We start from the raw sequence: 24011 nt of genomic DNA, 5'->3' as shown, positions 1-24011 counted from the left end.
GTTATTCCTTCCACGTGGCCAGCGCGTTCACCGCCGCCACTGTAATCGCCGAACCGCCCAAACGCCCCTGCACGATCATCGACGGCACGGGCAAATCCTGCATCAGCGCCTCTTTCGATTCCGCCGCGCCGACAAAGCCGACGGGGCAGCCGATGATGGCCGCAGGTCGCGGACAGTCGGGATCTTCGAGCATATTGAGCAGGTGGAACAGCGCCGTGGGCGCATTGCCGATGGCCACCAAGGCCCCTGCCAGATGTGGCCGCCACAGTTCAAGCGCCGCGGCAGAGCGTGTGTTGCCCATCTGCTGCGCCAGCTCTGGCACCTTGGGATCACGCAGGGTGCAGATGATCTGGTTGTCAGCGGGCAGACGCGTGCGGGTGATCCCTTCGGACACCATATGCGCATCACACAGGATCGGCGCACCGTCCGCCAGCGCCGCCCGTGCAATCTGCGCCATGTTTTCAGAAAACTGTACGTGCTTTTCCAGCCCGACCAGACCGGCGGCGTGGATCATCCGAACGGCGACACGTTCTTCATCGGGGGTGAACCGCGCCAGATCGGCCTCGGCGCGGATGGTGGCAAAGCTCTCCAGATAGATCGCGGCACCGTTGGTCTCGTAGGTGTGGGGCACTCAAAGCCTCCTGTCTTGAATTTGGGTCACTGTCAGGGGCGCGCTTTGCGGCGGATCGCCTGCGCGCCCGTGGCGGATAAGGGTGAAATGCCCGTCATGGCTGGCGGTCAGCGTGACGGGGGCAGGGGCGGGATGGGCGCAGCCTTTGGCACAGCCCGAGATATGGATCGTGTCGTCACGATCGGGCGACAGATGCGCGGCGATGGCGCGGGCGGCATCGCGTGTGTCCGACAAAGCCTGACGGCAGCCGGGGGCACCGGTGCAGACCTGCACACGGCGGCGCGGATCGCGGGCGTCGGTGATGAAATCGGGTAGCGGAGCCGAGGGGGTGATCCCTTCCATCAACACCATGCGCCAAGGGGTCAGCCGCAGGGCACCAAGCTCCGCCAACTGCGCAAAGCTTTCCGCCGTGGTCTGGCCAAAGGCAAACCCGAGAAGCGTGCCTTGCGGGGTCATACCGGGCTCAGGGACGGGCGCAGCGGGCAGGGGGACGGTATCAGCGCCCACAGGAGCCCCCTTCGTCGCGATCTGCGCGGCCATGCGCCCCCGCCCGTCGGTCACGCCACCGGTGTCCAGAAACCAGCGCGCCAGCGTCAGTGCGGCATCTGCGGCAGTCTCGACGCATACCAGTTGGCCCACCTCTGCCCCGTCCGCCCGGCAGATCAAGCCAGCGGCGCTACGTTCGATCCGGATATCGGCAGAGGTGCACGTCAGCACAGGCCGTGCTCCGCAATCGATCGCAAAGCCGAACTTGCTGGGCAGGTCGGGTGCGTCTTCGCTGGAGAGCGCATGGGCCAGAGCTTGCGCCACGCGGTGGCTGTCGTCCCCATCCTGCCAGAACGGCGTCACGGTGATATTGCGCCGCGCCTCTGCCGCCAGATCGGCATCGACAAGGCCAATCTCGCGCAGCCCGTCGACCAATGCAGCATGGCTATCCGTTGTCACCCCGCGCAGTTGCAGGTTCGCGCGGGCCGACAGGTCGATCATCCCGTTGCCATGGGTGCGCGCCAGCGTGGCAACGCGGCGGATCTGGTCAGGGCTCAGCCGCCCCATCGGCACACGCAGCCGCACCACCAGCCCGTCACCCGACATCATCGGCCGCAGCGCACCGGGGCACCAGCCAAAGACCTGCGGCGCGCTCATGCGGGGGTGCCCAATTCGGCAAGGACAGAGTTGCGGCGCGACGTCCAAAGCCCCGCCCGGTGCAGCGCATCAAACCGCGCGCGCAATGCAGCAAGCGCTTGCGGGTTGGCGTCCTGCATGAAGTCGACCAGATCATCGCGCCCCAGCGTGGCATCGAACATGGCGTCGAACAGATGGTCCGGCACGACGCCTGCCAGATGCGCAAAGGCGGCAAGGTGATCCAGCGTCGCGGCAATCTCGGCGGCACCGCGGAACCCATGCGCCATCATGCCAGTGGCCCAATCGGGGTTGGCGGCACGGGCGCGCACCACACGGGCGAGCTCCTCGGTCAGGGTGCGGGCACGGGGCTGGTCGGGGCGGGTGGCGTCCAGATGGTACAGCGCGGCAGCCCCACCCTTGCCCAAACGCTGCATCGCGGCGGCAAAGCCGGCTTCATGGGCGGCGTAATCCTCTGCCATCAGCAGATCGGTCTCGGGCAGGTCTTGCAGGTGCACGAAACTATCGGCCCGCGTCAGCTGCGTCTCAAGCGCGTCGCGGGCATAGGTGATCTCTCCGCGCGCGTCGATCGCGTAGGACGACGCAGCCAGCCATGCCTCGCCCGCCGCTGTGCGCGCCTCGTCGGAATAGTCGTCCATCGCGGTGCCGATCCCCAAGCCATAGGAGCCGGGACGCGGGCCAAAGACACGCGGGGTCTGCACCAGATAGGGGTTATCAGCAGCCGTTTCGGGACGCTCGGCCAGTTTGGCAATTGCTGTCTCGAACAGCTGCGCCAGACCGGGGAACATATCGCGGAACAGGCCCGACACCCGCAGGGTCACATCAATGCGCGGACGGTTCAACAGCGCAAGCGGCAGAATGTCGAACCCGCTCACACGGTCGCTGCCGTCATCCCAGCGGGGGGACAGACCCGCCAGATGCAGCGCCATGGCAAACTCTTCCCCCGCCGTGCGGATGGTGGCAGAGCCCCACATGTCCATGACCAACCCCTTGGGCCAGTCGCCGTGATCCTGCAAATGCTTGCGCAACAATTCCTCGGCCAGCTTCACCCCTTGGGTATAGGCCGCGCGCGAGGGCACGGCCCGTGGATCGGTGGTAAACAGGTTGCGCCCCGTGGGCCGCACATCGCTGCGCCCGCGATAGGGTGACCCCGACGGGCCGGGGGGCACAAACCGCGCCGAAAGCGCCGCGATCAGCCCGTCGATCTCGCCCGTCCCATGATCGCCTGCGCCAAAGACATGCAGCCCGTCGCCATATTGCGTTTCCTTGATGTCGCAGACGAAGCGGTCGATGCGGGTCAACGCCTCTGCCGCGCTGGCGCTGGCATCAAGGCCGAGGTCCTGTTCAACCCCGCGGCCCTGCGCCTCGGCTCGGATGTCCGCGATCAGCCGGTCGCGCCGCGCAGGGTCCAGCCCGTCCGCGGTCGAGTATTCATCCAGCAGCCGTTCCAACCGTCCGAATGCATCGGGCAGTTTCGATGTCACCAAAGGGGGCGGCATATGGCCCACGGTCACGGCTCCGATACGGCGTTTGGCCTGCGCGGCCTCGCCGGGGTCATTGACGATAAAGGGGTAGATCACCGGCATCGGGCCGATCAGCGCCTCGGGCCAGCAGGCGTCAGACAGGGCGACGGATTTGCCCGGCAGCCATTCCAGCGTGCCGTGGGCCCCGACATGCACCATCGCATCCGCCTGCTGTTGCAGCCACAGATAGAAGGCGACATAGCCCGGTCGCGGTGTGCGGCTCAGGTCGTGATAGTCATCATCCCGTTCGGCCAGCGCCCCGCGTTCGGGTTGCAAGGCGACCAGCAGCTTGCCACTGCGCAGCGCCGGAAAACAGAACGCCCCGTCGTGAAACAGCGGATCATCCTGCGGCGCGCCCCAGCCTTCGGTCAGATCCTCACGCAACGCCTGTGGCAGCTTTGCAAGCGCGACCTCATACTCTGCCAGCGGCCAGCGGAGCGTTTCGGTGCCAAGACGGCTGGCAACCGTTTGCGTATCGGTAAAGTCTTGCGCATCCACGTCATAGCCCTGTGCCGCCAACTGCGCCGTCATCTCCCGCAACGAAGCCAGCGCATCCAGCCCCAGCGCATGGGCCATGTTCCAGTCTTTGCCGGGGTAGGTGGACAGCACCACCCCCACAGACTTTGCCGCGTTGTCCTGCACCCGTAGCTGGTGCAAGCGCTGCACGCGATCGGCGATGAAATCCACGCGGTTCGCGTCGGCGCGATGGGCGAAGCGGCTGTATTGCAGCGCCTCGTCCCGTTTGCCGGGCTGTTTAAAGCTGACGACACCGCCAAACAGACGGCCATCCACCTCGGGCAAGACGACATGCATCGCCAGATCGGTAGGCGACAGCCCGCGCTCTGATCCGGCCCAATCGCGCCGACGCGCGGTCGATAAGGCGACCTGCACCACGGGGCAATCTGATGCGCCCAGAACAGATGGTTCATCCGGCCCGCGCTGGGCGGAGAAAGCGGTGGCGTTCACGATCACCGCCGGATCAAGCCGGGCGATCTGCTGCGCGATCCACGGCGCGGTGTCCCCCTTGAGGCTGGGCGCGAATAGCCCCACGGCGTCAAAGCCACGCGCGTCGAGTGCTGCGATCAGCGCATCCACAGGATCGGTATCGGCAGCCGTCAGATAGGACCGGTAGAAGGTCACAATCGCGCGCGGCTTGTCGGAGGGTTCCGGCGCGGGGATCACGCCGGTGTGGGGGCGGTAGAACCCCGCCTCGGGCACGGTCTTGGCCCCTTTGGCTGGCCCCGCGTAAAGACCCGCGGCCAGCGACAGCTGCGCCAGTGCCGCCTGCGCAGCCACCGCCCCGCCCGTATCGCACAGATGTTGCAAGCGTCTTAACGTCGAATGCGGCAGCGTCGACAGCGCGTCGAGCCGTGGGTCGGGTTGGCCGTCCGCAGGCAGCACCGCCAGCGCGATCTGCTGCTTGCGCGCCATATCCTGCAAGGTCGCCAGCCCGTAAGGCCAATAGCTTTCGCCCCCGATCAGCCGCACCAATACCGCCTTGGCCCCTGCAAGGGTCTGTTCGGCATAGGTATCGACCGACAACGGATGTTTCAGCGCGACCAGATTGGCCAGCCGCAACGACGGCAAGCCCCCTTCCGCACGATGCCAGCCCGCCGCGAAAGCCCCCAGATCACTGTCCGAAAAGGACAGCACCACCAGATCCGCCGGCGTCTGCCCCAGATCTTGGGGCAGATCGCTTTGGTCCAGTCCGTGGCTTTCGCGAAAGACGACATGCATGGCGGCTTAGCCCTCCAGCACCGCGCGGATCGCGGCTTCGTTCACGTGATCATGTTCCGCGATCACAACCAGTTGGCTGCGGCGCGGCATGTCCCCCCAAGGGCGGTCGAACTGGCTGCGCACGCGCTCGCCCACGGCCTGCACCAGCAGACGCATCGGTTTGTCCTGAACGGCGATATAGCCTTTGACGCGCAGGATTTTCTGCTCGCGCGCCAAGCGCAACACGGCGGCCTCAAGCGTGGCGACATCGGCGACCTCGCCCATGTCGATCACCACGCTTTCAAAGTCGTCATGTTCGTGATCGTCATGCCCGTCGTGGTGGCTGGGGCGCGCGTCGATGTCATCTTCGGCGGCGGCTTCCAGACCCAGCACAACGCGGGGGTCGATCACGCCTTCGGTCATCGGAATGATCGGCAGCTTGCGCGGCGCATGCGCCTCGATCACCTTGCGCGCAGCCTCGACGCCCTCGGGGCCCGCCAGATCGGCCTTGGACAGCAGCACGATGTCGGCGCAGGCGATTTGGTCCTCAAAGACTTCGGACAAAGGCGTTTCGTGGTCCAGACTGTCATCGGCATCGCGCTGCGCGGCCACGGCCTCCAGATCGGGGGCGAACTGCCCGCTGACCACGGCTTCGGCATCGGCCAGGGTAATCACGCCGTCCACGGTGATGCGCGACCGGATCGCTGGCCAGTCAAACGCCTTGAGCAAGGGTTTGGGCAGCGCCAGCCCCGACGTCTCGATCAGGATGTGATCAGGCGTTTCGGGCAGGGCCATCAGGGCTTCGATGGTGGGGATAAAGTCATCGGCCACGGTGCAGCAGATACAGCCGTTTGCCAGCTCGACGATGTTCTCGGCGGGGCAATTGTCAATCGCGCAGGATTTCAGGATGTCGCCATCCACACCGGCGGTGCCGAATTCATTGACCAGCACGGCCAGACGCTTGGAGCCGGCGTTCTCCATCAGGTGACGGATAAAGGTGGTTTTGCCAGCGCCCAGAAAGCCGGTGATCACGGTAACGGGGATTTTGGTAAGGTTGGTCATTCGGTTGGCTCCTGTGGGGGAATGCGGGCGATGGATTGTTTGCGGAAGACCACGGGGCGTTCGCGCCAGGGCACCACGCCATCAGAGGTCTGGGCATAGGCAGAGACGCCCTTCACGATATCGGACAAATGCGCGTCAGTGTCGAGATCGCCGTACACATAAGTCCAGCGCGACGGGCCACCCGACAGGACCATCGAACAGCCCCGCGAACAGGCCGACAGACATTCGGCTCCGCGCAGCTGCACACCGTCGGGCAGATGCCCCGACAGCGCGTCAAACAGCTGTTGCCCGGGGCGCGGCGCGTCCTCGGCGGTGATCTGACCTGCGCGACAGGTGGTGCAAATGGTGACGGTGACCGGTTGATCCGTGGTGGTCATATCTTGCCTCATACGTCGATGGGCCAAGGGGGATCGCCAGCAGCGAACGACATGCGAACAGCGTTCTAGGCCAGTCGCGAAACACCCCGTTCGCCCGTTACAAACTATGCTGGCAGGTCTCCCGGCTTGCGGATCTAAGGCAGCTTGCCTTGCGAACCTTCACCTTCCCAGCCTGCGGGCCAGTGGTTGAAAGCTCTCTCCGGTCACGGTCGCGGGGGCGGCTGCGCTTGGCGCTGACCCAAGGCTGGATCAATGCGTATCGCGTTCCCTCTTCGCCTGTCTGGGACAGGAACCAACATACGCCCTGCATTGGTCATTTGCCCGCCCCTGTCAAGCTGCGCCTGTCATAACGCAGGGGCCAAACCCGCTTTGCGCGGATTTTCCCGCGGGCGACCAATGCGCAGAGGCCGCCCGCGGATGCTTGACGGGATCAGCGCAGGCTGACACCAAGGGCTGCACAAAAAACACGAGGTCCCGCCATGCCCACCCGCGCCATCATGATCCAGGGCACCGGATCGAATGTGGGGAAATCCATGCTGGTGGCGGGCCTGTGCCGCGCGGCCACGCGTCGGGGGCTTTCCGTGGCACCGTTCAAGCCGCAGAACATGTCGAACAACGCCGCCGTCACCGAGGACGGCGGAGAGATCGGTCGCGCCCAAGCTCTGCAAGCGATCGCCTGCGGGCGGCCCCTGTCGGTGCATATGAACCCCATCCTGCTGAAGCCCGAAACCGACAGCGGGTCACAGGTGATTGTGCAAGGGCAGCGCCATAGCACCCTGCAAGCGCGTGACTTCAGCAAGGCCCGCGCAGGGTTGATGGCCCCCGTGCTTCAAAGCTTCGGAATCCTCGGGCAAAGCGCCGATCTGATCATCGTTGAAGGGGCGGGCAGCCCGGCTGAAACGAACCTACGCCAGAACGACCTTGCCAATATGGGTTTTGCCCGCGCCGCAGGTGTACCCGTTGTATTGGCCGGAGACATCAACCGCGGCGGCGTCATCGCCCAGATCGTCGGCACCCAAGTGGTCATGGACCCGCAGGACGCGGCGATGATCACCGGCTTTCTGGTCAACAAGTTCCGCGGCGATGTCAGCCTTTTTGACGACGGCTACCGCGAGATTGAACGCCGCACCGGCTGGACGGGGTTCGGCACATTGCCGTGGTTTGCCAACGCGCATCTGCTGCCCGCCGAAGACGCGGTGGACCTGTCGCGCGCCCCCTCCGACGGCGGGTTCCACATCGTCTGCCCCATGCTCTCGCGCATCTCGAACTTCGACGACCTCGACCCGCTGGCGGCGGAGCCCTCGGTGCGGCTGACCATGGTCCCCCCCGGCACGCCGCTGCCCGCCGACGCCGATCTGGTGATCCTGCCAGGCACGAAATCCACCCGCGGCGATCTGGCTTTCCTGCGCGCCCAAGGCTGGGACATCGACCTTTATGCCCATGTGCGGCGCGGCGGCGCGGTGCTGGGAATTTGCGGCGGCTACCAGATGCTGGGCCGGTTTATCGAGGATCCGCAGGGCTTCGAGGGACCTGCGGGCCGCGAAGAGGGGCTGGGCCTGCTGGATGTCGAAACCCGCATGGCCCCGGACAAGACCCTGACCCGCGTCACCGCCGACCATGCCGCCACGGGCACGCAGATCGACGGCTATGAAATCCACATCGGACAGACGGTGGGGGCCGATTGCGCCACGCCCTTTGCGCATATCAACGGCATCCCCGACGGGGCAGGGTCGCGCGATGGCAAGATCACCGGTACCTATCTGCACGGGCTCTTTACCAACGATAGTTTCCGCAGTGCCTGGTTGGCGCAACTGGGGCTGGGGGCAGGGCCGACTTCCTACAGTCAGACCGTGGAAGATACGCTCGACGCGCTGGCCGACCATATGGAAACCCATCTGGACGTGTCCGCCCTGCTGGCCTGTGCCGCACCGGTTGCATAACGCCCGCGCTGACCTTTGGTCACGATCACGACGCTTGCTTAATTTTGTGATCGCGGGGATACATGCCGTCAAATTTACGCAAAGGACCCTTTGTTATGGAACGTAACCTGACCCTCGTTGCGCTGTTCGCTGCCCTGATTGCAGCACTTGCGTTGATCCCGAAATTCTCGCTTGGCTTTGGCGTGCCGATCACGGCGCAAAGCTTGGGCATCATGCTTTGTGGGACCGTGCTGGGGGCCAAACGCGGCGCGCTGGCCGTGCTGCTCTTCTTGCTGCTGGTCGCTTTGGGGCTGCCGCTTCTGGCCGGTGGCAACGGGGGGCTGGGTGCCTTCATGCTGCCGTCCTCCGGCTTCCTGATCGGCTTCCCCGTGGCGGCTTTTGTCACCGGCCTGATCGTCGAAAAATGGTACGGGCCCTCGCTGACCATCGTTGCGGCGGTTGCTTCGGTCATCGGCGGGATCGTCGTGCTTTATATCTTCGGGATCATCGGCCTGTCGATCGCGCTGGATAAATCACTGCTGGAATCCGCCGCGCTGGTGACCGTGTTCATCCCCGGTGACATCATCAAAGCGGTGCTTGCAGGCTTTATTACCAGCGGTCTGGCCAAAGCGCGCCCCGCCAGCGTCCTGTCGCGCAGCTGATCCGACGCAAAGCCTAGAACAGCGAAAGCGCCCCTAGAGGGGGGCGCTTTTTTCGTTGCCAGGACAGACGAAGCCTTACCCCCGCGCATAGACATCCTCGTAGCGGATAATATCATCTTCGCCAAAATAGCTGCCGGTCTGCACCTCGATCAGCACCATGGGCAGTTTTCCGGGGTTCTCCATCCGGTGCACAGACCCGAGCGGGATGTAGACTGACTGGTTCTCGCTGATCAGTTTCACGGTGTCGTCCACAGTTACTTTCGCGGTGCCTTCGACCACAATCCAATGTTCCGACCGGTGGTGATGGCTTTGCAGGCTCAGGGCTGCACCGGGGTTTACCACGATGCGTTTCACCTGAAATCGCCCGCCGATCACAAGGCTTTCGTACCACCCCCACGGGCGGTAATCGCGCGGCAGTTGGACCGCTTGGCTAGCATCCCGCCTTTTGAGCGCCTCAACCGCTTCCTTCACCCGCTGCGCTTGCGATTTATCCGCCACCAGCACCGCATCGCCCATGGCGACGGCGATGATATTGTCCAGCCCGATGCCGACCAGTTGCAACCCGTCGGTTTCCGACCGCAGCAGCGTGCCCGCACAGTCAATCGCGGTGGCATTGTCCGAACAGACATTTCCCGCCGCGTCAGGCCCACTTTCCAGCCAGACCGCATCCCAGCCGCCCAGGTCGGACCATCCGGCGGCGAACGGCATCACCGCGAGGTTATCCGCCTTTTCCATGATCGCATAATCGATAGAGATATCATCAGCTTGGCCCCAAGGCTCAGGCGCGAGTCGCGTGAACCCAAGATCAGATTCCGCGCCGTCGAGCGACGCCTTAACCGTGCGAAGCATATCGGGCGCGTGGGCCTGATAAGCCGCGATAATCGTCTGAGCCGTGAACAGGAAAATCCCCGCATTCCACAGAAAATTCCCGGCCTGCAGCATCTTGGCAGCCGTCGCCCCGTCCGGCTTTTCAACAAAGCGCGCAAGGGGTTGCGGGGTTTTGGCGCTCGCGTCAGCACCTTTAGCTAGCTCAAGATAGCCATAACCCGTTTCGGCCCGCGTAGGCGTGATGCCAAAGGTGACCAGATCACCGGCCTGCGCGCGCGGCACCGCGGCTTGCACGGTCTGGGCAAAAGCATCGCCGTCGGGAATCACATGGTCCGACGGCGCGACCAGCATCAGTGCTTGCGCGTCAGTGCGCCCGATATACAGCGCGGCGGCAAGGATCGCAGGGGCGGTATTGCGCCCCTCCGGTTCGATCAGGATCGCCTGCGCCGCCCGTTCCACCTGCGCCAGTTGTTCGGTCACGATGAACCGGAACGGGTCGCCAGTCACCACAATCGGAGGGGCGAATCCGGGGCCGGTCAGACGCTTGGCCGAAATCTGGAACAGGCTTTCATCCCCCATCAGCTTGGCAAACTGTTTGGGGTAGCATTTGCGCGACAGGGGCCAAAGACGCGTCCCCGACCCGCCGCAAAGGAGAATAGCGTGCATCATGAGAGGCAGTTAATCTGAAAAATTCTAACGAGAGATTAATCAAATGCGAGAGATTTAGCTGCGCAGGTGATCCTGTCGCAAAAACCAATCATACGTCTCCCGAAGCCCGTCTTTCAGATCGATCCGCGCGCGCCAGCCCATATCCGCCAGACACGAGACATCCATCAGCTTGCGCATCGTCCCGTCGGGCTTCGACGTATCGAACACCAGCCGTCCTTTGAACCCCGTCCCCTCCGCCACCATCTGCGCCAGCGCCGCGATGCTGATGTCGCGGCCCGTGCCCACGTTGATATGGCTTTGCATCGGGTGCGTCTGCGCAGCGTAGGCATCACGCGGCAGGTCGAGCACAAACAGCGACGCTTCCGCCATATCGTCCACATGCAGGAATTCCCGCATCGGTTTGCCGCTGCCCCAAATCACCACCTCCGCCGCCCCGTCGCGCGTGGCCTCGTGGAAACGACGGATCAGGGCGGGCAAGACATGGCTGTTTTGCGGATGAAAATTATCCCCCGGTCCATAGAGATTCGTTGGCATCACACTGCGATAATCCACGCCATATTGCCGGTTATAACTTTCGCAAAGTTTAATGCCGGCGATCTTGGCGATGGCGTAGGGCTCGTTCGTGGGCTCTAGCGGGCCGGTCAGCAGGGCATTTTCGGCCATCGGCTGCGCCGCGTCACGCGGATAGATGCAAGAGCTGCCCAGTTGCAGCAGTCGTTGAACACCAGCGGCATGGGCCTGATGGATCACATTGCATTCGATCATCAGGTTTTCGTAAATAAACTCGGCGGGATATGTGTTGTTCGCCATGATCCCGCCGACCTTGGCCGCGGCGAGGATCACCACATCCGGTGCCTCAGAACGCATAAAGTCACGCACCGCCGCTTGATCGGTCAGGTCCAGTTCTGCACGGGTCCGCGTCACCAGTTCCAACGCCTCCCCAGCGTCCTTGCGCGCCTGCAACTGCCGCAAGATCGCCCCGCCGACCATGCCGCGATGCCCAGCGATATAGATCTTCCGCATGGGCCTACCCGTTCTCGAGCGGGATCGGCAGATCCAGCCCGTGTTCTTTCAACAGCGCATGCCGCCGCGCGACCTTGAGGTCATTCGCCACCATCTCTGCACACATCTCTTGCGCGGTGATTTGCGGCTCCCACCCGAGTTTCTTCTTCGCCTTGGCGGGCGATCCCAGCAGCGTCTCCACCTCGGCGGGGCGGAAATACTGCGGATCAATGCGCATCACCACATCGCCGGGGCTGACCGCGGGGGCATCCTCCCCAATGACGCTATCGACAATCGCACATTCATCCACGCCCGTGCCTTCGAACCGCAGCGTAATCCCAAGCTCTGCCGCCGACCACGTGATGAACTGGCGCACGGAATACTGCACGCCGGTGGCGATCACGAAATCCTCTGCCACGTCCTGCTGTAGCATCATCCACTGCATGCGCACATAATCCTTGGCGTGCCCCCAATCGCGCAGCGCGTCGATATTGCCCATATAAAGACACCCCTCCAACCCCTGCGCGATATTTGCCAAGCCGCGCGTGATCTTGCGCGTGACAAAGGTTTCGCCCCGGCGGGCGCTTTCATGGTTAAAAAGGATGCCGTTGCAGGCATAGATCCCATAGGCCTCACGATAATTAACCGTGATCCAATAGGCGTACATCTTGGCAACCGCATAGGGGCTACGCGGGTGAAAGGGTGTTTCCTCCGTCTGTGGTGTCTCTTGCACCAAGCCATACAGCTCAGAAGTTGATGCTTGGTAAAAGCGGGTCTTTTTTTCCAGCCCCAGAAACCGGATCGCCTCTAACAGCCGCAGGGCCCCGTTGGCGTTCACCTCTGTCGTATATTCGGGCGTCTCGAAACTGACCGCGACATGGCTTTGCGCGCCAAGGTTATAGACCTCGTCCGGCTGCACCTCGCGCATAATCCGCGTCAAGTTCGAGCTATCGGTAAGATCGCCATAATGCAGGATCAGATCGGGGTCATCCTCGTGAGGGTCTTGATAAATATGATCAATCCGCTGCGTATTAAGGGATGAAGACCGCCGCTTGATCCCGTGCACCTCGTATCCTTTGTCCAGCAACAACTCCGCCAGATAGGACCCGTCTTGACCGGTGATACCGGTGATCAGCGCGCGTTTTACCATCAGGGCCCCTAAAAGAAAAATGTGCCTGCCCGAGGGGGCAGACACATCAACATTTACTCAACTTAGAGGATTCTGGCGAGTCTTGTTGCAATCAGAAGGTTTGATCGTAGTCGCCAACCTCCGGCTCTGTCCGGATCACGGCGTCCAGATCGGCAAAGATCGCGCGCAATTCTTCCTCGGATTCAGAGCTTTCGCAGACCACCACAAGGTTCGGCGTGTTCGAAGAGGCGCGCACCAGCCCCCAGCTGCCGTTGTCCAGGATCACCCGCGCGCCATTCACAGCCACGACCTCTTTCACGGGGCGGCCGCCCAACTCGGTCACGTCTTTCAACTTGGCGACGATCCGGTCGAGGATATCGTATTTGTCCTCGTCCGACGCATAGGGCGACATGGTGGGGGTGGAATATGTGTGGGGCAGGGCGCGGCGCAGGTCCGACATCTTCATGGCGGGGTTGCGGTCCATCAGTTTGCAGACTTCGACCGCGACGCGCATGCCGCAGTCATAGCCACGCCCGATGGGTTCAGCCAGGAAGTAGTGGCCCGATTTCTCGAACCCCGCCAGCGCGCCTAACTGTTTGACCCGCCGTTTCATGTGGCTGTGGCCGGTTTTCCAATAGTCCGCCGTAACGCCATTGGCCTGCAAAACAGGGTCAGAGGCATATAGCCCGGTCGATTTCACATCGGCGACAAAGGTGCTGTTGGGGTAAATCGCAGACAGATCGCGCGCCATGATGACGCCCATCTTGTCGGCGAAAATCTCTTCGCCCTCGTCATCCACCACGCCGCAGCGGTCGCCGTCGCCGTCAAACCCAAGCGCGAAATCCGCGCCCGAGGCTTTCACGCTGTCGGACATATCATGCAGCATTTCCATCGCTTCGGGGTTCGGGTTGTAATGCGGGAACGTGTAGTCCAGCGTGTTGTGGCTATCGACCACCTCGACCCCCAGACGGCGGAACAGTTCGGGCGCAAAGGCGGCGGCGGTGCCGTTCCCCGTGGCGCAGACGACCTTGAGCTTACGGGTCATTTTGAAGTCACCCACCAGATCATCCAGATAGGCTTCGCGCACGCCATCGACGAATTCATACTTGCCGCCTTCGCGCTGTTCGCCACGCCCTTCCAGAACGATATCGCGCAGCTCTGCCATCTCGTCGGGGCCGTGGGTCAGCGGGCGTTCAAAGCCCATCTTCACGCCGGTCCAGCCATTGGGGTTATGCGAGGCGGTGACCATCGCCACCGCTGGCGCATCCAGATGGAATTGCGCGAAATAGGCCATGGGAGACAGACAGGGGCCGATATCCTTGACGTGAATACCCGCCTGCATCAGGCCCAAAATCAGCGCATTTTTAATCGATAGGGAATAGTCGCGGTAATCATTGCCCACAGCGATAACGGGCTCGATCCCGCGCTGTTGCATCTGCGTGCCCAGACCAAGGCCAAGCGCGGTGATGCCCGGCAGGTTGATCGCCTCGGGGTACTGCCAGCGCGCGTCATATTCGCGAAAACCGGTGGGGGCGATCATGGGGTCGCGCAGAAATTCCCATGTGTTCGGCGTGACTTTGGGCAACGGCTTGGTCATGAAATATCCTGATCTATCAGCGTTAAAATACTGCCCTCTTCGATAGAAGGAATGCGTGCAGGGATCAACTGACAGCAAGGGCGCGGGACGGTTTGTTGCCGACGGGGCGGCAAGGTGCCGGTCAAACAACCGGCAGTGCCTGCGAATGGTTCCCAAAGAAAACGCCCCGCCCTTTTGCAAAAGGACGGGGCGGATAGGTCGCGATGCTGTGGTGTCTTAGCCGATGATGGCGTTCAACGTGGCCGAGGGGCGCATCACCGCTTCGGTCTTGGCGGGGTCCGAATGGAAGTACCCGCCCAGATCGACAGGCTTGCCCTGAACCTCTGCCAGCTCGGCCATGATCTTGTCCTCATTCGCCGCCAGTTTTTCGGCGATGGGGGCAAAATGCTCGGCCAATGCGGCGTCGTCGCTCTGGCTGGCCAGCGCCTGCGCCCAGTAAAGGGCAAAGTAATAGTGGCTGGCGCGGTTGTCCGGCTCGCCCACTTTGCGCGATGGCGATTTGTTGTTGTCCAGAATGCCTTGGGTCGCGGCATCTACGGCTTTGCCCAGGACGGCGGCCTTGGCATTGTCCTTCTGGTCCGCGAGGAACTTGAGGCTCTCCCCAAGCGCACAGAACTCGCCCAGGCTGTCCCACCGCAGGTGGTTTTCTTCAACAAGCTGCTGCACGTGCTTGGGGGCAGACCCGCCCGCGCCCGTTTCAAACAAGCCACCGCCCTGCATCAGCTTGACGATCGACAACATCTTGGCCGAGGTGCCCAGTTCCAGAATGGGGAACAGGTCGGTCAGATAGTCGCGCAGCACGTTGCCGGTGATCGCGATCGAATTCTCGCCCTTGCGGATTGTCTCAAGCGTCTGGCGCGTGGCCTTGGCGGGGGACATGATCTGGAACTTGTCGGCCACGCCCTTGGCTTCAAGGATCGGCTTCACATAGGCGATCAGCTCTGCGTCGTGGGCGCGGTTCTCGTCCAGCCAGAAGATCGCCTCGCAGCCTTCGGCTTTCTGACGGTCGATGGCCAGCTGCACCCAGTCCTCGATCGGGGCCTTGCGGGCCGAGGCCGCGCGCCAGATGTCGTTCGCTTCGACGCTGTGCTCGGAAATCACGTCGCCATTGGCGGCGATCATTTTCACGGTGCCATCCGCGGGGATCTCGAAGGTGGTGGGGTGCGACCCGTATTCCTCGGCCTTTTGCGCCATCAACCCGATGTTCTGCACCGTGCCCGAGGTCGTCGGGTCCAGCGCGCCGGTTTCCTTGAAGTAATTAATGCTTTCTTCATAGACAGGGGCATATGAGTTGTCGGGGATCACGCAGTTGGTGTCGTGTTCCTTGTTGTCGGGGCCCCAGCCCTTGCCGCCAGCGCGGATCAGCGCGGGCATGGACGCGTCGATGATCACGTCGGATGGCACGTGCAGGTTGGTGATCCCTTTGTCCGAATTCACCATATACATCGGCGGGCGTGCATCCATCGCGTCTTTGACGGCTTGGGTGATCTCGGCATTGTCCTTGATCCGCTCGATCATGTCGCCGATGCCTGCGTTCGGGTTCACACCCGCCGCCTTCAGCTCGTCACCGTATGTGTCAAAGACGGGCTTCAGATATTCCCGCACAGCGTGGCCAAAGATGATCGGGTCCGACACTTTCATCATCGTCGCTTTCATATGCAACGAGAACAGCGTGCCGTATTTCTTGGTCTCTTCGATCTGCTCGGCCAGGAATTTGTCCAGCGCCTTGGCAGACATGAAGGTGGTGTCGACCACAGTGCCCGCGGGGAAAGAAACGCCATCCTTCAACACGGTCTCGGTCCCGTCGGCGGCAACATGCACGATCTTGGCCGCACCGGCCTGCGCCTCGGTCAGCGTCAGGGATTTCTCGTTCGAGAAGAAATCACCGCCCGACATCGACGATACTTTGGTTTTGCTGTCCTTGGACCATGTACCCATCGAATGGGGGTTCGCCATCGCGTATTTCTTGACCGCATTGGCCGCGCGACGGTCCGAGTTGCCTTCGCGCAGAACGGGGTTCACCGCAGAGCCCTTGATCGCGTCATAGGCCGCGCGGGCTTTCTTTTCCGCGTCGGTGCTTGGCGCTTCGGGATAATCGGGCAGCGCATAGCCCTGACCCTGCAATTCCTTGATCGCGGCCACCAGCTGCGGCACCGAGGCAGAGATATTCGGTAGTTTGATCACATTGGCGTCGGGCGTTTTCACCAGATCGCCCAGGATCGCCAGATCGTCGGACTGTTTTTGCGCCTCGGTCAGCGCGTCGGGGAAGGCCGCCAGAATACGCCCCGACAAAGAGATATCACGGGTGCCCACAGAAACCCCTGCCGCATCGGCAAAGCTGCGGATGATCGGCAGCAGCGAATAGCTTGCCAGTTCGGGGGCCTCATCGACCTGCGTGTAAATGATGTCGGGTGTCTGTGTCTCAGCCATGGTATCCAGCCTTTCCTGAAGTTTGGTATGCGATAGTACACTTAGTTTGAAATATCCACCTCCCCCGCGTCGCGAAGGCCGCGAAACTGCGGCCAGCGGCGGCGAAACGCGCAGGGCGATGCCCAAGACATCACATAGCGCCTCCCGCAGCATTGCAAAACGAATCACTCGCCTCTCCTTGGGTCGAGCGGGGTTGATACCGTTAACGCTCACACACGCGGTAAGTGCGGTCAGTTAGCCTATACCGTGTCGCACTGCCCATTTGTTCAACCATCAGGGGGATGTGCCCTCTGGTAACAGGTGATTCGGTGCAATTCTTGGTCGCAAACCAAAGCCGATGTCGCTAAGCGCACCCAAATCCCGAGGCAACGAACTGGTTTACTTTGATTTTTGATAAAGTTTGTAAAAAATGCTGAAGCGCCGCAATAATATCAACTGCGGGGTATGTGTGACCACTGCCGGACCGCGCAACGCGCAGGTCATGCACCTTGATGGCCTGATCAGAGGGACCGGGGTGTCATGACGGACCGCAAGGAAGACGGCACAAGCAAGGATGGTCGCGTTGCACGCGGCGAGATCACCCGCGAACGCGTGCTCGACGCGGCAGAGCGGTGCTTCGCCGAGCTTGGCTTTGATGCGGTCAGCATCCGCCGGATCGCGCGCGAGGCCGAAGTCACGCTGGGGGTGGTCGGCTTTCACGGGGGAACAAAGCAAGAGCTTTTCGTGACCGTGCTGAAACGGCGGGTCGAAACGCTCAACGCCATGCGCATGGCGCGGCTCGATGCGCTCAAATCGACAGAGCGGCTCACGCTGGAGACGCTGATCGATGCCTATGTCACCCCGTATCTCGAAATCGCCTCGCGCGGGGATCCGCAATGGCGGGCCTATGCGCAGTTGGTGGCGCGGATCATGTCTGACGAACGCTATTACCGCGAGGCAGGGCCGCTTTATGATCGCGTTGCCTCTATCTACCTTGATGAGATGGCGCGTCTGCGTCCTGATGCCGACCGTGAACAGCTTGCGGCGGTGCTGTCGCTGACCGTGTCCTCGATGGTCTCCATCGTCGCAAGTGGCATCCGCATTGCGGGCCTGTCGCAAAGTGATCGGCGCGAAAGCCCTATGGTGTATCGCCCGCTCTTGCTTGATTTTTGTGTGGGTGGCGTTCTGCGCGCGCTTGAGCCAAAGTGCTAGGCAACTCAACGCGATAAAAGGCCCCACGTCATGAAATCCTATCCCAAAGTCTGGTTCCTGCGGCACGGTGAAACCGAATGGAACGCAGAAGGGAGGGTGCAGGGCCAGACCGAATCCGTGCTCTCCGAACGGGGCAGGGTCCATGCGCAGCAGCAGGCCGAGCTGATGGCCCCGATCCTTGCGGATAACCCGCCCTGCATCGTGTCGCCGCTCAAACGCACGCGCCAGACCGCGGATATCGCCCTTGGCGGGCGGGACTACCAGACCGACGACCGCCTGAAAGAGATCTTCGCCGGCGATTGGGAAGGCCACCTGCGCGCCGATATCTTCAAGAACCTCCCCGAAGGCATCACGGCGCAAAGCCCCCACATGGAATTCTATTGCGCCGCTCCCGGTGGCGAAGGCTTTGACGTGTTTCAGGCGCGGGTGAATGCCTTTGTCGACACGCTGACCGAACCCACCGTCGTGGTCGCTCACGGGCTCAGCGGCCAGCTTTTGCGCGGCGCGCTCTGCGGGTTGAGCCGCGCCGAGCTGGGCCAGTTGTCAAACCGGCAGGGCTGCGTCTATGTGCTTGAAAACGGTCAGGAAACGGTGCTGTCGGTTGACTGACACGACCACGATGATGCCCCCCTGCACCGTGGCCGTCATCGGCTGCGGATTGATCGGCGCAAGCTGGGCCGCGCTGTTCCAGCACGCAGGCCACAGCGTCCGCGCGTGGGACCCTGACACAGGTGCCCGCGACGGTTTCGCCGCCCGCGTGGCGGGCCCCTTGGCGCAACTGCAAGAAATCTCGGCGGGGGCGGCCCGCCAAGGCGCGCTTTCAACCCACGAGAGTTTGCAAGACGCCCTGCAAGACGTGGTGCTGATCCAGGAAAACGCGCCCGAGAACGTGCCGCTGAAACACCAGCTTTACGCACAGATCGAAAGCATCGTCGCGCCGGATGTGATTATCGCCTCCAGCACCTCGGCGCACCCGTGGTCGGATCTTGTGCCGGGGATGCAGCACCCCGACCGGCTGATCACCGCACATCCCTTCAATCCGCCCCATCTGGTGCCGCTGGTCGAAATCTACGGCCCCGATCCTCAGGTGCTCGACTGGGCCGAAGGGTTCTACCGCAGCCTCGGCTCTGCGCCCGTGCGGCTGAAAAAAGATGCGGTGGGGCATATTGCTAACCGGCTGTCCTCGGCGCTCTGGCGCGAGGCGGTGCATATCGTCGCCGAGGGCATCGCCGATGTCGACGCGGTGGATCAGGCGCTGGTCAACGGCCCGGGGCTGCGCTGGTCGGTGCTGGGGGCGCATATGGCCTATCACCTTGGCGGGGGCGCCGGGGGCATGGCGGGCTATCTGGCACATCTCGGGCCAAGCCAGCAGAAACGTTGGGATAATCTCGGCGCGCCTACGCTCGACGCCGAGACATGCGCGCGTCTGGTCGACGGGGTGAACATTGAGGCCGCAGGCCGCAGCATCGCCCAGCTAGAGGCCGAACGCGACGCCGCCCTGATTGAACTTGCACAGATGCGCAAACGGCTGGCGGATCGGAAAGCCTGAGGCCACGTGGCCCTAGATCGACTTGCGCGCGCGCATCGCTGCGGTGATCGTCCCATCGTCAAGGTAATCAAGCTCCCCGCCGATCGGCACACCCTGTGCCAGAGAGGTCAACCGCACCTGACCCTCAAGCTGGTCCGCGATATAATGCGCCGTGGTCTGCCCGTCGATTGTGGCGTTCAGCGCCAGAATAACCTCCGACACGGCCTCGTCGCGCACACGGTCCATCAGCCGGGGGATGCGCAATTCCTGCGGGCCAATGGCATCCAGCGCCGACAGCGTGCCACCCAGCACATGATAACGCCCCTTGAACACGCCCGACCGCTCCATCGCCCACAGATCGGCAACATCCTCGACCACGCAAATCTCGCCATTGGCGCGTTTTTCCGACGTGCAGATGTCGCAGATATCGGCGGTCCCCACATTGCCGCAGTTGATGCATTCGCGCGCCGTTGCCGCCACGGTCTGCATCATATCGGCCAAAGGGGTCAGCAACAGCGCGCGCTTGCGGATCAGGTGCAGCACCGCCCGGCGGGCCGAGCGTGGCCCCAATCCGGGCAGCCGCGCCATCAGGTCGATGAGCGCATCAATGTCGCGTGTGCTGCTCATCTGTGGACCCCCATGGCGTTGGTGTGAAAGAGTTTAATGCCTTCGGCGAGGATTTAACCCCATTTGGAAGGATCAGAACGGCAGCTTCATATCCGCGGGCAGACCCATGCCTTCGGTCAGCTTGCTCATCTCGGACTGGGCGCGGTCGGTGGCTTTGGTCTGCGCGTCCTTGATCGCGGCGAGGATCAGGTCCTCGACGACTTCTTTCTCGTCGCCGTTGAAGATCGACGGATCGATATCCAGCGACTTCAGCTCGCCCTTGGCGGTGCAGGTCGCCTTGACCAGACCGGCACCGGATTCCCCTTCGACGATGATATTGTGCATGTCTTCTTGCAGCTGCGCCATTTTGCCCTGCATCTGCTGTGCCGTCTTCATCATCTTGGCCATGTCACCCATGGCACCCAAACCTTTAAGCATGTGGTCGTCTCCTGTAGCTTTACTTGCTTATGTATATGCGGTCTTTGCCGCCCCCCGACAAGGGGTGCCCCGGCGTGGACAGGTCGCGGGCAGAGCAGGGGCAGGCGGGGTCAGTCGTCCTCGAAAGGGTCCCATTCGTCTTCGACCTCGGGCAGCGCTTCGGACACGGCGGCGGCGGCGATTTCCTCGGGCGTGCGGATCGACAGGATCTTGGCCCCGGGAAAGCTCGCCATGACGGCCTGCATCAGCGGGTGGTTTTCCGCCTGCGATTTCAGCGCGTTTTCCTTGGCGTCGCGGATCTCGGCGATGGTTTTGGCGCTGCTGTCGCCCACGATGGTCACAGCCCAGCGGTTGCCGGTCCACAGTTGCAGCCGCGTGCCAAGACGCTGCGCCAGATCGCGGGGGGCGCTGTCGGTGGGGGTGAATTCGATCCGCCCCGGTTGATAGGCCGCCAGTCGGACCGAGGTTTCGACCTCCACCAACAGCTTCACGTCACGGTTGCTGCGGATCAGCTCGACCACATGTTCAAACGTCGGGTAGTGCGCCAAAGCCTGCGCCACCGCCGGGGCAAGTGCCGCCATCGTCGCGCCGCCCGCAGGCCCGCCCGACATCTGCTGGCTGCCCATAGCGCTGGTCGATCCACCCCCGGCGGGCACGGCGGCACCGCCGCCCGGACCCTGCGGCGGGGCGGGCGGGGGCGTGGTATTGGCCAGCTTGCGGGCAAGCTCTTCAGGGCTGGGCAGATCGGCGACATGGGTCAGGCGGATCACGGCCATCTCGGCGGCCATCATCGCATTGGGCGCGCTTGCCACCTCGTCCAGCGCTTTCAGCAACATCTGCCACAGACGGGTCAGCACGCGCATCGGCAGGGTTTCCGCCATGGTGACGCCACGGCTGCGTTCCTCGGGCGAGACGGTGGGATCTTCGGCGGCATCGGGGGTGATCTTGACCACCGATACCCAATGGGTGATCTCGGCCAGATCGCGCAGCACGGCCATCGGGTCGGCCCCGTCGGAATACTGGTTGCCCAGCTCGTCCAGCGCGCCGGCCGCATCGCCGCGCAGGATCATATCGAACAGGTCCAGCACCCGCCCGCGATCCGCCAGCCCCAGCATCGCACGCACCTGCACCGCCGTCGTTTCGCCCGCCCCGTGGCTGATCGCTTGATCCAGCAAGGACGTGGCATCGCGTGCCGACCCTTCGGCGGCACGGGTGATCAGCGCCAGCGCATCCTCCGCAATCTCGGCCCCTTCGGCGGTGGCGATCTTGCGCATCAGCGCGATCATCACCTCGGGTTCGATCCGGCGCAAATCAAAGCGTTGGCAGCGCGACAGCACGGTCACGGGCACCTTGCGGATCTCGGTCGTGGCGAAGATGAATTTGACGTGCTCTGGCGGTTCCTCAAGCGTCTTCAGCAGCGCGTTGAACGCGCCGGTCGACAGCATGTGCACCTCATCGATGATATAGACTTTGTACCGGGCCGAGGCCGCGCGGTAATGCACGCTGTCGATAATCTCGCGGATATTGCCGACGCCGGTGTTCGATGCGGCGTCCATCTCCATCACGTCGACGTGGCGGCCCTCCATGATGGCGACGCAATGTTCGCAGACCCCGCAGGGTTCCGTCGTCGGCCCGCCATTGCCGTCCGGCCCGATGCAGTTCATCCCCTTGGCAATGATCCGCGCCGTCGTCGTTTTACCGGTCCCGCGGATGCCGGTCATGATAAACGCCTGCGCAATGCGGTCCGCCTCGAACGCGTTTTTCAGCGTGCGCACCATCGCGTCCTGCCCGACCAGATCGGCAAAGGTTTCAGGCCGGTATTTGCGGGCCAATACGCGATAGGCAGAGGGTGCTGTCATGACGATCCTGCAAGATTCGATTGAAGCCCTGAACCTAGAGCATCCAAAGGATGCCGCCAACCGCAACCGAGGCAAAGCTGAAAATCACCGCCAGCGTCTTCATCCGCGCATTGGGTTGCGCATTGGCATGGTGGTCGTTCAGCCGGTCCAGCGTCTTGGTCGCCGCATCATGGGCCGCCCAGAAAATATAGACCGCCGCGACGACAAAGATCGTCGCCACGCTTTTCGCAGCCCAGGTCGGGTCAAAATCACCGAACACCGCCTTGAGCCCGATCGCCACCGCAAGCGACGCCATCCCCGTGCGCATCCACCCTGCAAAGGTGCGCTCGTTCGCCAAAATCGTACGGTCTTCGGCCCAGTCGGTGCGGTTCTCGGCCAGATCATTGCTTTTATTCATTGAACTATTGTGCGCGTCGCGCGTTACGCTGACAATAATATTTGACATAACGGGGACAGATTTATGCGGTTGCGCGGCATCAGAAGAAGCAAAAACGTTGAGGTCCGCCGCGGCGGGCGCGGGGGCGGTGCCGGGCGTGCGGGCGGTCTGGGGATCGTCGGCGTTTTGGCGGTGCTGGCGATCGGCTATTTCACCGGCATCGACGTATCGCCCTTGCTGAACGGGGGCGGCGCGCCGCAAACCCAGCAGGGCGCGCCGGTCTCTGACTCTGACGCGCAGGCCACGCAGTTCACCGCGCAGGTGCTGGCCACCACCGAAGATGTCTGGGGCGAGATTTTCCCGCAGCAGTTGGGTCGCGAATATGTGCCGCCCAAGCTCGTTGTCTTTTCCAACGTCACGCAAAGTGCCTGTGGCGGGGCCTCTGGCGCGACGGGGCCGTTCTACTGCCCTGCGGATGAAAAGGCTTATATCGACACGCAATTCTTTGATCTTCTGGCGCAGCGCATGGGGGCAGGCGGGGATTTCGCCGCCGCCTATGTGATTGCCCACGAGGTCGCCCACCACGTCCAGAACGAACTGGGCATCCTGCCCAAGGTCGATGCGCTGCGCCGCCAATCCTCGACCGCCGAGGCGAACGCCCTGACCGTACGGCTCGAGCTGATGGCCGATTGTTTTTCGGGCATCTGGGCCAAGAACGTCAAAGGTCTGATGGAGCGGGGCGATCTGGACGAGGCATTGAACGCCGCGCGCAAGATCGGCGATGACCACCTGCAACGTCAGGCCGGTCGCGTCCCCCAGCCCCACACCTTTACCCACGGCACGTCCGAGCAGCGCTCCAGCTGGTTCCAGCGCGGGTTCGACAGCGGTCAGGTTGGCCAATGCGACACTTTCGCGGCAGAGCAGCTGTAACAGCGTTCGGTGCTATAACGGAAAAATAATGAGTATAAACAACAGGTTAAGTTACCCATGGGTAACCTGACCTGTTGCCTGTGGCTTTGCCGAAATGCCGATAGCCAAACGCATGGAGGCGCTGCGGAGCAATAAGGCACTGCGGAAATATCTGGGGGCGGGGGCTGCCCCTCTCGGGCCATCCTTTGGATGACCCTGCGGGGCGACGCGTATTTTGCTGCGCAAAATACGCTGGGGTGAGAGGCTGATAACGACCCAAGTGGGTCTCGTTACGGCTGCTTCCTTCCGGATCTGACCGGGTTGGCGAGGCACCTGCCCGCACCAACCTCTCACTGCCCATATAGTATAGGGCCGGATGGGATGCAAGACGGGCCCAAAGGCGATTTTATCTCGGGCGT

20 protein-coding genes, 1 other RNA gene and 1 riboswitch are annotated in these 24011 nt (G+C 62.8%); of the genes, 6 read left to right on the top strand and 15 right to left on the bottom strand.

Annotated features, from left to right (window positions below; genetic code table 11):
• Position 1: 1 nt before the first annotated feature.
• Genes EE36_RS04990 through EE36_RS04970 form a run of 5 tightly spaced genes read right to left on the bottom strand, consistent with a single transcriptional unit; the run spans position 2 to position 6449 of the window.
• On the bottom strand, positions 2-631 hold the full coding sequence (locus EE36_RS04990; protein WP_005850082.1) for a precorrin-8X methylmutase: 630 nt from the start codon (positions 629-631) through the stop codon (positions 2-4).
• On the bottom strand, positions 632-1774 hold the full coding sequence (gene cobG / locus EE36_RS04985; protein ID WP_005850081.1) for a precorrin-3B synthase: 1143 nt from the start codon (positions 1772-1774) through the stop codon (positions 632-634).
• Positions 1771-5031 (bottom strand): cobaltochelatase subunit CobN, encoded by a 3261-nt coding sequence (cobN, locus tag EE36_RS04980; RefSeq protein ID WP_005850080.1) that lies wholly within the window; start codon positions 5029-5031, stop codon positions 1771-1773. The genes cobG and cobN overlap by 4 nt, the downstream gene beginning before the upstream one ends.
• Positions 5032-5037: 6 nt before the next feature.
• Positions 5038-6072, bottom strand: coding sequence for a cobalamin biosynthesis protein CobW (gene cobW, locus EE36_RS04975; RefSeq protein ID WP_005850078.1), 1035 nt, complete (start codon positions 6070-6072; stop codon positions 5038-5040).
• On the bottom strand, positions 6069-6449 hold the full coding sequence (locus EE36_RS04970) for a DUF1636 domain-containing protein (RefSeq protein ID WP_005850076.1): 381 nt from the start codon (positions 6447-6449) through the stop codon (positions 6069-6071). The genes cobW and EE36_RS04970 overlap by 4 nt, the downstream gene beginning before the upstream one ends.
• 93 nt (positions 6450-6542) lie before the next feature.
• A riboswitch (cobalamin riboswitch) is annotated at positions 6543-6761 on the bottom strand.
• 167 nt (positions 6762-6928) lie between these two features.
• On the opposite strand from EE36_RS04970, the gene EE36_RS04965 reads away from it, so the two are divergent.
• Positions 6929-8389, top strand: a complete 1461-nt coding sequence (locus EE36_RS04965) for a cobyric acid synthase (RefSeq protein WP_005850074.1) — start codon at positions 6929-6931, stop codon at positions 8387-8389.
• Positions 8390-8484: 95 nt separating this feature from the next.
• Positions 8485-9030, top strand: a complete 546-nt coding sequence (locus EE36_RS04960; RefSeq protein WP_005850072.1) for a biotin transporter BioY — start codon at positions 8485-8487, stop codon at positions 9028-9030.
• A 75-nt stretch (positions 9031-9105) separates the two neighbouring features.
• Here the strand turns inward: EE36_RS04960 and EE36_RS04955 are convergent, their stop codons facing one another.
• From EE36_RS04955 to EE36_RS04935, 5 genes are all read right to left on the bottom strand, one after another.
• Positions 9106-10527: a mannose-1-phosphate guanylyltransferase/mannose-6-phosphate isomerase gene (locus tag EE36_RS04955; RefSeq protein ID WP_005850070.1), complete on the bottom strand. Its 1422-nt coding sequence runs from the start codon at positions 10525-10527 to the stop codon at positions 9106-9108.
• Between the two features lie 54 nt (positions 10528-10581).
• Positions 10582-11550 carry a GDP-L-fucose synthase gene (locus EE36_RS04950; protein WP_005850068.1) on the bottom strand — a complete coding sequence of 323 codons (969 nt, stop codon included), beginning with the start codon at positions 11548-11550 and terminating at the stop codon, positions 10582-10584.
• 4 nt (positions 11551-11554) lie between these two features.
• Entirely contained in the window at positions 11555-12679 is a 1125-nt protein-coding gene (gmd, locus tag EE36_RS04945) for a GDP-mannose 4,6-dehydratase (RefSeq protein WP_005850067.1), read from the bottom strand.
• 91 nt (positions 12680-12770) lie between these two features.
• Complete coding sequence (locus EE36_RS04940; RefSeq protein ID WP_005850065.1) at positions 12771-14255, bottom strand: phosphomannomutase/phosphoglucomutase; 1485 nt, start codon at positions 14253-14255, stop codon at positions 12771-12773.
• A 216-nt stretch (positions 14256-14471) separates the two neighbouring features.
• The gene (locus EE36_RS04935; protein ID WP_005850063.1) at positions 14472-16685 is read right to left on the bottom strand and encodes an NADP-dependent isocitrate dehydrogenase; all 2214 of its coding nucleotides are present in this window, start codon (positions 16683-16685) and stop codon (positions 14472-14474) included.
• Positions 16686-17204: 519 nt separating this feature from the next.
• Here EE36_RS04935 and EE36_RS04930 point away from each other — a divergent pair.
• The 3 genes from EE36_RS04930 to EE36_RS04920 are packed head-to-tail and all read left to right on the top strand — an operon-like array spanning position 17205 to position 19425.
• Entirely contained in the window at positions 17205-17876 is a 672-nt protein-coding gene (locus EE36_RS04930) for a TetR/AcrR family transcriptional regulator (protein WP_005850058.1), read from the top strand.
• A gap of 30 nt (positions 17877-17906) precedes the next feature.
• The gene (locus tag EE36_RS04925) at positions 17907-18485 is read left to right on the top strand and encodes a histidine phosphatase family protein (RefSeq protein WP_005850056.1); all 579 of its coding nucleotides are present in this window, start codon (positions 17907-17909) and stop codon (positions 18483-18485) included.
• Entirely contained in the window at positions 18478-19425 is a 948-nt protein-coding gene (locus EE36_RS04920) for a 3-hydroxyacyl-CoA dehydrogenase NAD-binding domain-containing protein (RefSeq protein WP_254655541.1), read from the top strand. Before EE36_RS04925 ends, EE36_RS04920 begins: the two co-directional genes overlap by 8 nt.
• A gap of 12 nt (positions 19426-19437) precedes the next feature.
• Here the strand turns inward: EE36_RS04920 and recR are convergent, their stop codons facing one another.
• The 4 genes from recR to EE36_RS04900 all read right to left on the bottom strand — a co-directional run bounded on the left by recR (position 19438) and on the right by EE36_RS04900 (position 22704).
• A complete protein-coding gene (gene recR / locus EE36_RS04915) occupies positions 19438-20031 on the bottom strand; it encodes a recombination mediator RecR (RefSeq protein ID WP_005850052.1) in 594 nt (197 codons plus the stop codon).
• A gap of 72 nt (positions 20032-20103) precedes the next feature.
• Complete coding sequence (locus EE36_RS04910) at positions 20104-20448, bottom strand: YbaB/EbfC family nucleoid-associated protein (RefSeq protein ID WP_005850050.1); 345 nt, start codon at positions 20446-20448, stop codon at positions 20104-20106.
• A gap of 110 nt (positions 20449-20558) precedes the next feature.
• Complete coding sequence (locus tag EE36_RS04905) at positions 20559-22307, bottom strand: DNA polymerase III subunit gamma/tau (protein ID WP_005850048.1); 1749 nt, start codon at positions 22305-22307, stop codon at positions 20559-20561.
• A 34-nt stretch (positions 22308-22341) separates the two neighbouring features.
• Positions 22342-22704 carry a DUF202 domain-containing protein gene (locus tag EE36_RS04900; RefSeq protein ID WP_005850045.1) on the bottom strand — a complete coding sequence of 121 codons (363 nt, stop codon included), beginning with the start codon at positions 22702-22704 and terminating at the stop codon, positions 22342-22344.
• Positions 22705-22767: 63 nt separating this feature from the next.
• On the opposite strand from EE36_RS04900, the gene EE36_RS04895 reads away from it, so the two are divergent.
• Positions 22768-23613 carry a neutral zinc metallopeptidase gene (locus EE36_RS04895; protein ID WP_005850043.1) on the top strand — a complete coding sequence of 282 codons (846 nt, stop codon included), beginning with the start codon at positions 22768-22770 and terminating at the stop codon, positions 23611-23613.
• Positions 23614-23847: 234 nt separating this feature from the next.
• Here EE36_RS04895 and ffs read toward each other — a convergent pair.
• An RNA gene (gene ffs, locus EE36_RS17295) (signal recognition particle sRNA small type) lies at positions 23848-23945 on the bottom strand.
• Between the last annotated feature and the right edge of the window lie 66 nt (positions 23946-24011).

The organism is Sulfitobacter sp. EE-36, assembly GCF_000152605.1.
In the GTDB taxonomy this organism is placed as follows: domain Bacteria; phylum Pseudomonadota; class Alphaproteobacteria; order Rhodobacterales; family Rhodobacteraceae; genus Sulfitobacter; species Sulfitobacter pontiacus.
The sequence above is the reverse complement of the archived record's forward strand: the minus strand, read 5'-3'. Positions and strand labels throughout refer to the sequence as shown.

Bases quoted from the DNA above. Each gene is read 5' to 3' on its own strand.
- EE36_RS04905 (WP_005850048.1), bottom strand. From the start codon at position 22,307: ATGACAGCACCCTCTGCCTATCGCGTATTGGCCCGCAAATACCGGCCT.
- EE36_RS04955 (WP_005850070.1), bottom strand. From the start codon at position 10,527: ATGATGCACGCTATTCTCCTTTGCGGCGGGTCGGGGACGCGTCTTTGG.
- EE36_RS04950 (WP_005850068.1), bottom strand. From the start codon at position 11,550: ATGCGGAAGATCTATATCGCTGGGCATCGCGGCATGGTCGGCGGGGCG.
- EE36_RS04965 (WP_005850074.1), top strand. From the start codon at position 6,929: ATGCCCACCCGCGCCATCATGATCCAGGGCACCGGATCGAATGTGGGG.
- EE36_RS04960 (WP_005850072.1), top strand. From the start codon at position 8,485: ATGGAACGTAACCTGACCCTCGTTGCGCTGTTCGCTGCCCTGATTGCA.
- EE36_RS04970 (WP_005850076.1), bottom strand. From the start codon at position 6,449: ATGACCACCACGGATCAACCGGTCACCGTCACCATTTGCACCACCTGT.
- recR (WP_005850052.1), bottom strand. From the start codon at position 20,031: ATGAGCAGCACACGCGACATTGATGCGCTCATCGACCTGATGGCGCGG.
- cobG (WP_005850081.1), bottom strand. From the start codon at position 1,774: ATGAGCGCGCCGCAGGTCTTTGGCTGGTGCCCCGGTGCGCTGCGGCCG.
- cobW (WP_005850078.1), bottom strand. From the start codon at position 6,072: ATGACCAACCTTACCAAAATCCCCGTTACCGTGATCACCGGCTTTCTG.
- EE36_RS04900 (WP_005850045.1), bottom strand. From the start codon at position 22,704: ATGAATAAAAGCAATGATCTGGCCGAGAACCGCACCGACTGGGCCGAA.
- EE36_RS04930 (WP_005850058.1), top strand. From the start codon at position 17,205: ATGACGGACCGCAAGGAAGACGGCACAAGCAAGGATGGTCGCGTTGCA.
- gmd (WP_005850067.1), bottom strand. From the start codon at position 12,679: ATGGTAAAACGCGCGCTGATCACCGGTATCACCGGTCAAGACGGGTCC.
- EE36_RS04895 (WP_005850043.1), top strand. From the start codon at position 22,768: ATGCGGTTGCGCGGCATCAGAAGAAGCAAAAACGTTGAGGTCCGCCGC.
- EE36_RS04940 (WP_005850065.1), bottom strand. From the start codon at position 14,255: ATGACCAAGCCGTTGCCCAAAGTCACGCCGAACACATGGGAATTTCTG.
- cobN (WP_005850080.1), bottom strand. From the start codon at position 5,031: ATGCATGTCGTCTTTCGCGAAAGCCACGGACTGGACCAAAGCGATCTG.
- EE36_RS04910 (WP_005850050.1), bottom strand. From the start codon at position 20,448: ATGCTTAAAGGTTTGGGTGCCATGGGTGACATGGCCAAGATGATGAAG.
- EE36_RS04925 (WP_005850056.1), top strand. From the start codon at position 17,907: ATGAAATCCTATCCCAAAGTCTGGTTCCTGCGGCACGGTGAAACCGAA.
- EE36_RS04935 (WP_005850063.1), bottom strand. From the start codon at position 16,685: ATGGCTGAGACACAGACACCCGACATCATTTACACGCAGGTCGATGAG.